Annotated in this window: 8 protein-coding genes; 3 read left to right on the forward strand and 5 right to left on the reverse strand. The window is 61.9% G+C overall.

All coding sequences use genetic code 11. From position 1 onward, the window contains the following. Positions 1 to 139: 139 nt before the first annotated feature. The 4 genes from LOY36_RS18715 to LOY36_RS18730 all read right to left on the reverse strand — a co-directional run bounded on the left by LOY36_RS18715 (position 140) and on the right by LOY36_RS18730 (position 5,938). Entirely contained in the window at positions 140 to 517 is a 378-nt protein-coding gene (locus LOY36_RS18715; RefSeq protein WP_258669995.1) for a response regulator, read from the reverse strand. A gap of 234 nt (positions 518 to 751) precedes the next feature. Beyond that, positions 752 to 3,469, reverse strand: coding sequence for a magnesium-translocating P-type ATPase (gene mgtA / locus LOY36_RS18720; protein WP_258670003.1), 2,718 nt, complete (start codon positions 3,467 to 3,469; stop codon positions 752 to 754). Between the two features lie 517 nt (positions 3,470 to 3,986). After that, positions 3,987 to 5,324, reverse strand: coding sequence for a lysine N(6)-hydroxylase/L-ornithine N(5)-oxygenase family protein (locus LOY36_RS18725; RefSeq protein WP_258670006.1), 1,338 nt, complete (start codon positions 5,322 to 5,324; stop codon positions 3,987 to 3,989). Positions 5,325 to 5,455: 131 nt separating this feature from the next. Continuing rightward, the gene (locus LOY36_RS18730; protein ID WP_309475220.1) at positions 5,456 to 5,938 is read right to left on the reverse strand and encodes a sigma-70 family RNA polymerase sigma factor; all 483 of its coding nucleotides are present in this window, start codon (positions 5,936 to 5,938) and stop codon (positions 5,456 to 5,458) included. A 333-nt stretch (positions 5,939 to 6,271) separates the two neighbouring features. Between LOY36_RS18730 and LOY36_RS18735 the strand changes: the two genes are divergently transcribed. The 3 genes from LOY36_RS18735 to LOY36_RS18745 are packed head-to-tail and all read left to right on the forward strand — an operon-like array spanning position 6,272 to position 10,820. After that, positions 6,272 to 7,444, forward strand: a complete 1,173-nt coding sequence (locus tag LOY36_RS18735) for an efflux RND transporter periplasmic adaptor subunit (RefSeq protein WP_258670009.1) — start codon at positions 6,272 to 6,274, stop codon at positions 7,442 to 7,444. Next, the gene (locus LOY36_RS18740) at positions 7,445 to 9,418 is read left to right on the forward strand and encodes a MacB family efflux pump subunit (protein ID WP_258670012.1); all 1,974 of its coding nucleotides are present in this window, start codon (positions 7,445 to 7,447) and stop codon (positions 9,416 to 9,418) included. A 7-nt stretch (positions 9,419 to 9,425) separates the two neighbouring features. Continuing rightward, positions 9,426 to 10,820, forward strand: a complete 1,395-nt coding sequence (locus tag LOY36_RS18745; protein ID WP_258670014.1) for an efflux transporter outer membrane subunit — start codon at positions 9,426 to 9,428, stop codon at positions 10,818 to 10,820. A 66-nt stretch (positions 10,821 to 10,886) separates the two neighbouring features. On the opposite strand, the gene LOY36_RS18750 is transcribed toward LOY36_RS18745, so the two are convergent. Beyond that, positions 10,887 to 12,515 (reverse strand): PvdJ/PvdD/PvdP-like protein, encoded by a 1,629-nt coding sequence (locus LOY36_RS18750; protein ID WP_258670017.1) that lies wholly within the window; start codon positions 12,513 to 12,515, stop codon positions 10,887 to 10,889. Positions 12,516 to 12,562 lie beyond the last annotated feature (47 nt).

The raw sequence follows: 12,562 nt of genomic DNA on the forward strand, positions 1-12,562 counted from the left end.
AATTCCTTGTGCAAAAACTCAACGATTGCCCGCCGCTAACCGCCGGGATAGACGCAGCGGCTGCGCAATGACTTTGCACGGAATGCTGGAAGAATGTACCTGTCAGAAATGATAGTACCGACGAACGGCAACCCGGGACTCAACCGATCCGTTGTCGATTCCGCTCGTGATCCAGACTCGGTGCAGCTTCACACGCAGGCGGATCGATGAGCGCCATCAGCCGTCGGATGGACGCTAAATCCGGCAGCGTCGTGTGGTCATCGTAGATCAAGGAGTAATGAACCTGAGAGTTATCGAGGAAGAACCCAGGCAGGTCCAACGCCCCATCCGCCAATGAGGCATTGACGACCACCAGGTCGAACGGCTCGCAACCGTACTCCACCAGGTTCAGCATATCTGCAAGGCTGTGCACCGGTGCCACCCGGTAATAACCGAGCTGATTGAACAACCGCTCGGTTTTCAGCCGGTGAAAATGCTGTTCGTCGGCGATCAGGATGCGCAAGGCTTTATTGGTCATCGCGGGCCTCCAGGTCAATGGCTGATGAGTGAGGCGGCAAGGCTACGGAAGACTCGGGGAGCGCTCTGTAGGACTTTTCCTAAAAATAGAGGGTTCTGTCCGACTTGAAGATCAAGAGATCGCAGCCTGTGTAGGCGCTGCCGAAGGCTGCGATCTCTTGATTTTTATTGAAGCAAGATCAAAAGATCGTCCGAACGCGGCCCGAGCCTTCGGCAGCTCCTACGTTTGGCAGCATTACTGCCAACCAAACCTGCGGATGTAGAAGCCTTTCACCGCCTGGGTCAGTGCCATGTACGCCAGCAGAATCACCGGCAGGAACACGAAATACAGCGACGGCAGCGCCTGCAGTTTGAAGTAGTGCGCCAGCGGCCCCATCGGCAGGAAAATCCCCACGGCCATGATGATGCCCGTCATCACCAGCAGCGGCGTGGCGGCGCGGCTTTGCAGGAACGGGAGCTTCGGCGTGCGGATCATGTGCACGATCAGCGTCTGGGTCAGCAGCCCGACCACGAACCAGCCAGACTGGAACAGGGTCTGGTGGTCCGGGGCGTTGGCATCGAACACGTACCACATCAAGGCAAAGGTGCTGATGTCGAAGATCGAACTGATCGGGCCGAAAAACAGCATGAAGCGCCCGACGTCCGCCGGCTGCCAGCGTTGTGGTTGTTTCAGCATGTCTTCATCGACGTTATCGAACGGGATGGCGATCTGCGAAATGTCATAGAGCAGGTTCTGCACCAGCAGGTGCATCGGCAGCATGGGCAGGAACGGAATGAACGCACTGGCCACCAGCACCGAGAACACATTGCCGAAGTTCGAGCTGGCGGTCATTTTGATGTACTTGAGCATGTTGGCGAAGGTCCGCCGCCCTTCCAGCACGCCCTCCTCCAGCACCATCAGGCTCTTTTCCAGAAGGATGATGTCCGCCGCTTCCTTGGCGATGTCCACCGCGCTGTCCACCGAAATGCCGATGTCGGCAGTGCGCAGGGCTGGCGCATCGTTGATGCCGTCGCCCATGAAACCGACCACATGGCCGTTGCCCTTGAGCAGGCGGACGATGCGTTCCTTGTGCGACGGCGTGAGTTTGGCGAAGACGTTGGTGGTCTCCACCGCCACCGCCAGCTCGGCGTCGCTCATGCGCTCGATGTCGTTGCCCATCAGCAGGCCTTGCTGCTCCAGCCCGACTTCGCGGCAGATTTTCGCGGTCACCAGTTCGTTGTCGCCGGTCAGCACTTTCACCGCCACACCGTGCGCGGCCAGGGCCTTGAGTGCCGGCGCGGTGCTTTCCTTCGGTGGATCGAGGAAAGCCACGTAACCGATCAGCGTCAGCGCCTGTTCATCGGCCAGGCTGTAAGTGTCGCGGCCCTCGATCATCGGCCGCGCCGCCACCGCCACCACCCGCAGGCCTTCGGCATTGAAGGCGGCGGTGACCTGGCGAATCCGTGCCAGCAATTCATCGCTCAGCGCCTCGTCGGCATCGCCGTGGCGCACCCGGGTGCACACCGCCAGCACTTCTTCCACCGCACCTTTGCAGATCAGCAGATGCGGCTGATCACGCTCGGCCACCACCACCGACATGCGCCGACGGGTGAAGTCGAACGGAATCTCGTCGACCTTGCGAAACGCCGTGCCGACTTTCAGTTCACGGTGGATTTCCACGTGCTCCAGCACGGCCACGTCCAGCAGGTTTTTCAGGCCGGTCTGGTAGTAGCTGTTGAGGTAGGCCATTTCCAGCACGTCATCGGAATCGTTGCCCCAGACATCGACGTTGCGCGCGAGGAAGATTTTGTCCTGGGTCAGCGTGCCGGTCTTGTCGGTGCAGAGCACGTCCATGGCGCCGAAGTTCTGGATCGCGTCGAGACGTTTGACGATGACTTTTTTGCGCGACAGGAACACCGCGCCCTTGGCCAGGGTCGAGGTGACAATCATCGGCAACATTTCCGGGGTCAGGCCCACGGCGATCGACAGCGCGAACAGCAACGCTTCGGTCCAGTCACCCTTGGTGAAACCGTTGATGAACAACACCAGCGGCGCCATGACGAACATGAAGCGGATCAGCAACCAACTGACTTTGTTGACCCCGGTCTGAAACGAAGTCGGCGCACGATCGGTAGCGCCGACCCGCTGCGCCAGCGCGCCGAAATAGGTGTTGTTGCCCGTGGTGAGAATCAGCGCCATCGCCGTGCCGGACACCACGTTGGTGCCCATGAACAGGATGTTGTCGAGGTCCAGCGGGTTGTGGGTGCGGTTGTCTTGCTGACGAGGGAATTTTTCCACCGGCATCGATTCACCGGTCATCGCGGCCTGGCTGACGAACAGGTCCTTGGCGTTGAGCACTCGGCAATCGGCAGGAATCATGTCACCGGCCGAGAGCACGATCAGGTCACCCGGCACCAGTTGCTTGATCGGCAATTCGAGGCGTTGCGCACCGTTGTTCGCCACCTCCCGACGCATCACCGTGGCGGTGTTGCTGACCATCGCCTTGAGCGCGTCGGCGGCCTGGTTGGATTTGGTTTCCTGCCAGAAACGCAGCAAGGTCGAGAGCACCACCATCGAGAAAATCACGATGGCGGCTTTCATGTCTTCGGTCAGCCAGGAGATCACCGCCAGCAACGTCAGCAGCAGGTTGAACGGGTTTTTGTAGCAGTGCCACAGGTGCGTCCACCACGGCAGCGGTTGCTCGTGCTCGACTTCGTTGAGGCCGTACTGTTCGCGCAGCGCATCGGCCTCGGGTTCAGTCAGGCCGTCAGGGTGGCTGCCGAGGTTATCCAGCAATTGGCCGGTGTCGCTGTTGGCGGCGGCGACCAGGGTTTGCGCGAGCGTCGGCGGGACTTCACGGCTGACCGTGGTGTCGATGAAGCTTTCCAGCAACGCCAGTCGACGGAAGTGCCGGGCGATGTGACGGTTTCGCAGGAATCCGGCGAAGAATTCTTTCAGCCAGGTCAGGTTCATGGCAGTGCCCCCCAGGGTCAGCCGGGAAACCGTCGAGCAGGCGTGTCGAGGCGCTGCGATGACGACACGGGGTCGAACATCACACGCTGTTCAGCGTCGATGAGAGGACGTCGGGAGTCGGGCCAAACCGGCCACGATCGGGATGCCGCTGCTCGCTTTACGGCGAGACAACGGCACAAAAAGGCTGCGCGTTATCTTGCCGGGAAAATGCCGGTTACCGAGACCGGCCGACAACTGTCACTCGAACAAGTACCCACTGTGGGTCTCCGCTAATTGATGAAAACGCGCGAAGCTTACGCCGCGATACCTAGAGAGTAAACGCTGCACAGGGGTGTGATGGGGGGAATCGCAGGGTTCTTCAGGAAGGGTTCAGGATTGGTTTTTTTCCGGCCATGAAAATCAAAAGATCGCAGCCTGCGGCAGCTCCTACAGAATTTGTGTCCACCCGATATTTCATGGGTGTACGCGATTCCACGTAGGAGCTGCCGAAGGCTGCGATCTTTTCGAGGCCCCCTTATCAGCTAGCTGTAGCCAACAACAAATCCCTCACCGACCGGCCATGCCCACGGGATTTGCCATGGTCATACAACGAGCCGGCGATTTCATCGGCGCGGATCGGCAGGATCGACAGCAAGGTGTCGCTCAAGCCGTGGCTGGCCTGGCAGAAGCCCTGCATGTAGATACCGGCCTTGCAACGCTCGTCGGTGATCAGCCTGTAGTTGCGATCGACCTCGAAATCACCCAGGTATTGTTCCAGCGGCGCCAACAACTTTCGGTGCATCTGACGCTCGTAACCGGTGGCCAGCACCACGGCGTCGTAGCGGTGAACCGTGACTTCACCGGTGGCGTTGTTGCGCATCGCCAGCTCGATACCGCGTTCGGTGGCGGTGGCTTTTTCGATAGTGGTCAGGGTGCGGAACGCATGGCGCGCGATGCCCGAGACTTTCTGCCGGTAGAAGATCCCGTAGATGCGTTCGATCAGGTCGATGTCCACCACCGAATAGTTGGTGTTGTGGTACTCGTTGACCAGACGTTCACGTTCGCTGCTGGCCTGCTGGAACACCAGGTCGGTGAACTCCGGCGAGAACACTTCGTTGACGAAGGGGCTGTCATCGGCCGGTTTCAGGGCCGAACCGCGCAGGATCATGTCCACCTGCACCGACGGGAAGCTGTCGTTAAGGTCGATGAAGGCCTCCGCCGCGCTCTGCCCGCCGCCGATGATCGCGATGTTCATCGGTTGGTTGTTCAGGCATGGCTGCTCGGCCATGCGCTCCAGGTACTGGGAATGGTGGAACACCCGACCGTCATCCTTCAGTGCCTTGAACGCTTCGGGAATCCGCGGTGTACCGCCGGCGCTGACCACCACCGAACGGGTGGTGCGCACATGCTGCAGCCCCTGAGTATCACGCGAGATCACCCGCAACGCCTCGACCTGCTGGTTGTGCAGCACCGGCTCGATGGTCAGCACTTCCTCGCCGTAGCGGCTCTGCCCGGTAAATTGCCCGGCGACCCAGCGCAGGTAGTCGTTGTACTCCATGCGGCACGGATAGAAGGTGCCGAGGTTGATGAAGTCCACCAGACGACCGTGGTGCTTGAGATAGTTGACGAAGGAATACGGGCTGGTCGGGTTGCGCAGCGTCACCAGGTCCTTGAGAAAAGAAATCTGCAGTTCGCTCTGGGTGACCAGGGTGTTGCCGTGCCAGCGGTAGTCCGCCTGCTTGTCGAGAAACAGCACATCCAGCTCGCCCTGGCTCGGCCCGCGCTCTTGCAGGGCGATGGCCAGGGCCAGGTTCGAAGGGCCGAAACCAACGCCGATCAGGTCGTGAACGATGGGCGATGCAATTGCCTGTGTCATTTCCAGTGTCCTCTGGATAAACCCCGCAGCTGCGGGGATAAAGCCTGGGTGACCTGACCGGCCTTTGGCGGCAGCAGATCGTCTGTTGAATAGGAACGAGGACAATGAAAAAAAATTTAACGAGGCCTGATTTAAGCGACATCCCACTGGCGCATGCGTACCCGGCAATGCTTCATGGCGTTAACGATGTGCTTTTCCACCAGCGCCTTGGAAATCCCCAGGCGTTCGGCGATTTGCGGGTGTGACAGGCCTTCGATCTTGCGCAACAGAAAGCTCTCGCGACACAGCCGTGGCAACTCCGCCAGCGCGCGCTGGAGCATGTCCAGGCGCTGACCGTGATCGAGGCTGTTGTGGGGCGAAGGGATGAAGTAGCGTTCTTCGCTGTCGAGCACGTCCAGGGACTCGACCTGTCGCAAGGCATTGCGTCGATGGTCGTCGATCACCAGGTTGAGCGCGGTGCGATAAAGGAACGCCCGGGGTTGCTCGATCGGCGTGTCGCTGGAACGCTCCAGTACCCGCAGATACGCGTCATGCACCACATCTTCGGCCACCTGGCGGTTGCCTAGCCTGGCGTTCAGGAAACACACCAGCTCGCGATAGTAGTTTTCCAACATGACTCCCGGCCGCACGGGGTGCGGTTTCTATCCTTGAACCAGATCCGCCATCGCCCAAATAGGCAGTGGCACGATGATGGCGATTTCGAGTGTGTAATTTATAGTAATTCTCATATAGATTTAAAGCGCTGTTTCTATTTGCCTGCTAAATAGTGCTGTCCTATACCTTTGACTTTGTCTGTCACTCAAAGCCTCAACGCTTAAATTCCCCACCCCGTCCCTCGTCTACAGGACAGCTCCCCGTGGCTGTTGGTCCTCCGACAGCGTTCAGCTGTCGCCAGGTTTGGCACGCCTGCTGAATGACGGGCCGAATCCTATTGGCCGGAACCCTGCATGAAACGTCCCCGTCACACCCGACGCGCCCTGCTTGTTGCCCTTTGTCTGATCCCCGTTATCGCCATCGCGGCCTGGCAGGTTTTGCCAGCGGGTCGTGACCGCTTCGCTACGGTCCAGGTCGCGCGCGGCGACATTGAAAGCAGCGTCACGGCACTGGGAACCCTGCAACCGAGGCGGTATGTCGATGTCGGCGCCCAGGCCTCCGGGCAGATCCACAAGATCCATGTGGAGGTCGGTGACGTGGTCAAGGAAGGCCAGTTGCTGGTGGAAATCGACCCTTCCACCCAACAGGCCAAACTCGACGCCGGGCGTTTCTCCATCGACAACCTCAAGGCGCAGCTGCAGGAACAACGGGCACAACACGACCTGGCCCGGCAGAAATATCAGCGCCAGCAGAACCTCGCCGCCGGCGGCGCGACACGCGACGAAGATGTGCAAACGGCCCAGGCCGAACTGCGCACCACTCAGGCGCGCATCGACATGTTCGAGGCGCAGATCCGTCAGGCCCAGGCCAGCCTGCGCAGCGATCAGGCCGAACTTGGCTATACGCGCATTTACGCGCCGATGAGCGGAACGGTCGTGGCCCTCGATGCCCGCGAAGGCCAGACCCTCAACGCCCAGCAGCAAACGCCGCTGATCCTGCGCATCGCCAAACTGTCGCCGATGACGGTCTGGGCCGAGGTCTCGGAGGCTGACATCGGCCACGTCAAACCCGGCATGAGCGCCTGGTTCACCACGCTCAGCGGCGGTAACCGTCGCTGGAGCAGCACGGTGCGGCAGATTTTGCCGATACCGCCCAAACCACTGGATCAGACCAGCCAGGGCGGCGGCAGTCCGGCCAGTTCCAGTAAAAGCGGGACGGCCCGCGTGGTGCTGTACACGGTGCTGCTGGACGTCGACAACGCCGACAACGCGCTGATGGCGGAAATGACCGCCCAAGTGTTCTTCGTTTCCAATCAGGCAAACAACGTCCTTACCGCTCCGGTCGCGGCGTTGCAGGGCGGCCCGCAAGCGGACAGTCAAACCGCTCGGGTGGTCGCCCAGAACGGCAGCATCGAACAACGGACTGTGCGCACCGGCATCAGCGATCGCCTGAAGGTGCAGATCCTCGACGGACTGGCCGAAGGCGATCACCTGTTGATCGGCCCCGCCGACGGCAGCGGAGGTTGAATGCAAACGCCTCTGATCGACCTGCAGGACATTCGTAAATCCTACGGTGGCGGCGACGCGCCTGAAGTTCATGTGTTGCGCGGCATCGACCTGTCGATCCACGCCGGGGAATTCGTAGCGATCGTCGGCGCTTCCGGCTCCGGCAAATCGACGCTGATGAACATCCTCGGCTGCCTCGACCGGCCAACGTCCGGCGAGTATCGGTTCGCCGGCGAAAATGTCGCGGCACTCGACAGCGATGAGCTGGCCTGGCTGCGCCGCGAGGCCTTCGGTTTCGTGTTTCAGGGCTACCACCTGATTCCGTCCGGCTCGGCTCAGGAAAACGTCGAGATGCCGGCAATCTACGCCGGCACCCCAGCGGTCGAACGCCACGCCCGCGCCGCCGCCCTGCTCGACCGTCTGGGCTTGGCCGAACGCACCGGCAACCGTCCGCACCAGCTCTCCGGCGGCCAGCAGCAACGGGTGTCCATCGCCCGCGCATTAATGAATGGCGGCCACATCATCCTCGCCGACGAACCCACCGGCGCCCTCGACAGCCACAGCGGCGCCGAGGTCATGGCACTGCTCGACGAACTGGCGAGCCAGGGCCATGTGGTGATCCTCATCACCCACGACCGCGACGTGGCGGCGCGGGCCAAACGCGTGATCGAGATCCGTGACGGCCTGATCATCAGCGACAGCGCCCGCGACAACCCCGCCGTGCAGGCCTCGGCCAATCCCGGTGCGTTGCAAGCGGTGGATTTGCGCAAGCGGCTGAGCGAAGGCAGCGAGGCCACCGGAGCCTGGAAAGGTGAATTGGTGGATGCCGTACACGCGGCCTGGCGGGTGATGTGGATCAACCGTTTCCGCACCGCCCTGACGCTGTTGGGGATCATCATCGGCGTCGCCTCGGTGGTGGTGATGCTGGCCGTCGGCGAAGGCAGCAAGCGTCAGGTCATGGCGCAGATGGGCGCGTTCGGCTCGAACATCATTTACCTCAGCGGCTCCGCTCCCAACCCGCGCACGCCGCCCGGTATCGTAACCCTGGATGACGTCGCGGCGCTGGCCAGCCTGCCGCAGGTCATGCGGATCATGCCGGTCAACGGCGCCGAAGCCGGGGTGCGCTTCGGCAACCTCGACCACCTGAGCTACGTCGGCGGCAACGACACCAACTTTCCGGCGATCTTCAACTGGCCGGTGGTCGAGGGCAGCTACTTCACCGAGGCCGATGAACGCAACGCCGCAGCGGTCGCGGTGATCGGCCACAAGGTGCGCAGCAAGTTGCTCAAGGATGTCGCCAACCCCATCGGCCAATACATCCTCATCGAAAACGTGCCCTTTCAGGTCGTCGGCGTGCTTGCGGAAAAAGGCGCCAGTTCCGGCGACTCCGACAGTGACAACCGGATTGCCGTGCCCTACTCGGCCGCCAGTGTCCGGTTGTTCGGCACCCACAACCCCGAATACGTGGCCATTGCCGCGGCCGATGCGCGCAAGGTCAAAGAGACCGAAAAGGCCATCGAGCAGTTGATGCTGCGCCTGCACGACGGAAAACACGATTTCGAACTGACCAACAACGCCGCGATGATTCAGGCCGAGGCGCGCACGCAAAATACGCTGTCGCTGATGCTCGGTTCGATTGCGGCGATTTCTCTGCTGGTGGGCGGCATCGGCGTGATGAACATCATGCTCATGACCGTGCGCGAACGAACTCGCGAGATCGGCATCCGCATGGCCACCGGCGCCCGTCAACGCGATATTTTGCGTCAGTTCCTCACCGAAGCAGTGATGCTCTCGGTGGTCGGCGGGATCGCCGGCATTGCCCTGGCGCTGATCGTCGGCGGCGTATTGGTGCTCAGCAAAGTCGCTGTGGCCTTTTCCCTGGCGGCGGTCATCGGCGCCTTCGCCTGCGCACTGATCACCGGCGTTGTCTTCGGCTTCATGCCGGCCCGCAAAGCTGCCCGGCTCGACCCGGTCACGGCCCTTACCAGTGAATGATCGATCTATGAAACCGCAACTGAGCCTGTTGACCCTTTGCCTGGTACTCGGCGCGTGCAGCCACCCGGCTGCGCGCCCGGACAGCGGCATTCCACCACCGTCGGCCTGGCAATCGCCACACGATGAAAGTGCCTCCCGGACGAGTCGACAATGGTGGACGCAGTTCGGCAGCCCGCAGCTTGATCGCCTGATCGAACAGGCCCGCGTCGGCAGTTATGACCTCGCCGCCGCCATCGCTCGGGTGCATCAGGCCCGGGCCGACACGGTGATTGCCGGCGGCTCGCAGTTGCCGGAGATCAAGGCCGGCATGAACGCCAACCGCCAGAAATTGCTGCGCGGCAGCGGCTATAGTCAACTCGATGCCGACAGCAGCAACAAGGCCGTGGACTACTTTGACGCCAACCTCAGCGCCAGTTACGAGATCGACTTCTGGGGCGGCAAACGCGCGTCCCGGGACAGTGCGCAGTTCGGGCTGCGCGCCAGCGAGTTCGATCAGGCCACGGTTGAATTGACCTTGCTCAGCGGGGTGGCCAACAGCTACACGCAAGCCTTGTCGCTGGATGAACAAAGTCGCATTGCCGGGCTGAACCTGGCCAACGCGCAGAACGTTTTGAAACTGGTGCAGACTCGCTTCGACTCAGGCTCGGCCACCGCACTGGAACTGGCGCAACAGAAAAGCCTGGTGGCGGCGCAACAACGGCAACTGCCGCTGATTCGCCAGCAAGCCGAAGACGCCCGGATCAGCCTCGCCGCCCTGCTCGGCCGGCCGGTTCAGCAACTACCACCCAGTCAGGAATCCTTTGATCAACTGCAGTGGCCAGCGATCGGTGCCGGGCTGCCCAGCGAATTGCTCAGCCGCCGCCCGGATATCGCCCGCGCCGAAGCGCAACTGGCCGCCGCCCAGGCCAACGTCACGGTCGCACGCGCCGCCATGTTGCCCGCCGTGACCCTCAGCGCCAACATCGGCTCGGGCGCCAACACGGCCAGCGATATTCTGCGCAGCCCGTTCTACAACCTCACCGCCGGGCTGGTCGCGCCGATCTTCAACAACGGCCGCCTCGGCGCCGAGCGCGACAAGGCCACGGCCCGCCAACAAGAACTGCTGGAAGCCTACCGAGGCGCAATCATCAATGCTTTTGCCGATGTCGAAAAAGCCCTCAACAGCATTCGCGGCCTGGATGAGCAGCGGCAGTGGCAACGCGAAGAGCTGAACCAGGCCCAGGCCGCGTTCAACATTGCGCAAAGCCGCTATCAGGCTGGGGCCGAGGATTGGCTGACGGTGCTGGAAACGCAGCGCACGCTGTATGCGGCGCAGGATGCGAATGTGCAACTGCGGTTGTCGAGGGTGCAGGCGAGCATCGCGCTGTACAAGGCGTTGGGTGGGGGGTGGCAGGTGCTTTGATCGAGGTTATCTGTCACCCAAAACTATGTGGCGAGGGAGCTTGCTCCCTTGCCACAAGTGCCTGGCTTACGACCTCAGCGGCTTGACCTTCAGATTCCGCGCATACCACGGCCGTTGCGGCACTCGCCGGAACAAATCCGCGAGTTTCTTTTCATCCGTGCCGAAGGTAATGCGCAGCGCCAGCTTCATGGTTTCCGGGTCCATTTCCACCGACTTGCCGACCTGCAATCCCGGCGTGGTGCTGCAACCGTGGGTGCTCGGGCCGAGCCATGGATCATCGACTTCAACCCAGCGTCCCGGGGCGAACCAGGGCACGCCATTGACCTCAAGCCGACTGAGTTCACCCGGATGGAAACGCTCGTGGGCGCGGAACCAGTCTTCCAAACGATCGTCGATCCAGCCATGGAAATGCCAGAACACCGGGTTCACGTGGGATGAAAACGGGTCACCGAGGAAATCGTTTTCCGGCGCATACCAACGCGCGGCAAAGTCCGCCGGATCCCTGGCGAAAGGCACCGGCTGACCGTTGGAAGGATCGCGTGGCACCGAGGCCCAGCGCATGTGCAGCCAGTCATGCAGCCCCAGCTCGATCTCCGAACCGAACTGCCCCAGGGTCAGCTTCGACAGATAACGCGGGTCGCGGTAACGGGATTCCCACACCTGAAAATTGCTGTGGTAGGTCTCGGCAGTCTTGATGTCGCTGACCCACTGGGTGTACTCGGTGTCTTCGGCGGCCAGCCAGGTAGGCGGCAGCGCCGTGCCATCGTGATTGTCGAAATAGCGGGCGAAGCCCTGACGGTCGCGCTCAAGCTCCGGCTGCGGCATCGGGAAGCTCGACCAGGACGGCAGGTCCTGCATCGAACGCGCCGTGCCGAGCATGTGTCGGTGCATGAAGAAAAAGTCGCCCCCCGAGCCATTACGGTCTTTGCGCGGCCCCCGGGCATCGCGCTCATTGCCTCGCGGGCCCGGCTGCCAGCCGATGCCGCGCAAGGCGCCCTGTTGGTCCTTGGAGAGTTTGTGCCATTTGTCCCGCGAGGCGTGCCAGAGCTGGTGGAACAAGCGGTGTTCGGCGGATATCAGCCACGCCAGCAACGGCGGATTCAGACCGACACGCTCACGGGCTTCGGGAAACAGCCGTTTGCGCGCGACAAAGCGATTGTCCAGTTCCGGCAAACCGAGCGGGCGATCCAGACGCAGAATCCGCCCGCTGAGCGTGCCACTGCCGGCATTGCCGAAATCGGCCCAGACCTCATCGAGCGTGACCGCCAGCTCATAAGTCGGTGCGCCGTTGGCCGATTGCCGATCGATCAGGCGCCAGTACAGCTGGCTGGCGTCAGGCGACACCAGGTCGCCGATCAGCCGGTAACGCGGCTCGGCTGCGCTGCGTAACTGCTGCGCGGTATCGAGGCAACCACGCAAACCGCGGCCGCGCTGGGCGATGTCGAGAAACAGCTCCAGCCCGTGCTGCGGTAACCCGTCGAGGCCCGCTTGCGAACCTTCGAAACGGATATCCCAGATCCCCCGCAGCGAGTTGGCCAACTGCTGACCCGCGGTGTCCGCCAGGTCGACCGTCGCTTCGCCGGGGGTGATCGTCGGGTCCGGCTTCGTCCATTCGCGATGCCCATAATAAGCCGCAGGCACGGCAGCGCCAGTCAGCGCCAGGCCTGCCATGAACCATCGTCGAGAAATCGTCATTGCCCTACCTGTGTCAGCCATGAAGCAGGCTTTATCCAAGCTAGAAC

Source organism: Pseudomonas sp. B21-019, assembly GCF_024749225.1.
GTDB lineage: Bacteria > Pseudomonadota > Gammaproteobacteria > Pseudomonadales > Pseudomonadaceae > Aquipseudomonas.

What these genes read in the sequence shown, in the direction of transcription:
- LOY36_RS18715 (WP_258669995.1), bottom strand. Translation starts at nt 517, where the DNA reads ATGACCAATAAAGCCTTGCGCATCCTGATCGCCGACGAACAGCATTTT.
- mgtA (WP_258670003.1), bottom strand. Translation starts at nt 3,469, where the DNA reads ATGAACCTGACCTGGCTGAAAGAATTCTTCGCCGGATTCCTGCGAAAC.
- LOY36_RS18725 (WP_258670006.1), bottom strand. Translation starts at nt 5,324, where the DNA reads ATGACACAGGCAATTGCATCGCCCATCGTTCACGACCTGATCGGCGTT.
- LOY36_RS18730 (WP_309475220.1), bottom strand. Translation starts at nt 5,938, where the DNA reads ATGTTGGAAAACTACTATCGCGAGCTGGTGTGTTTCCTGAACGCCAGG.
- LOY36_RS18735 (WP_258670009.1), top strand. Translation starts at nt 6,272, where the DNA reads ATGAAACGTCCCCGTCACACCCGACGCGCCCTGCTTGTTGCCCTTTGT.
- LOY36_RS18740 (WP_258670012.1), top strand. Translation starts at nt 7,445, where the DNA reads ATGCAAACGCCTCTGATCGACCTGCAGGACATTCGTAAATCCTACGGT.
- LOY36_RS18745 (WP_258670014.1), top strand. Translation starts at nt 9,426, where the DNA reads ATGAAACCGCAACTGAGCCTGTTGACCCTTTGCCTGGTACTCGGCGCG.
- LOY36_RS18750 (WP_258670017.1), bottom strand. Translation starts at nt 12,515, where the DNA reads ATGACGATTTCTCGACGATGGTTCATGGCAGGCCTGGCGCTGACTGGC.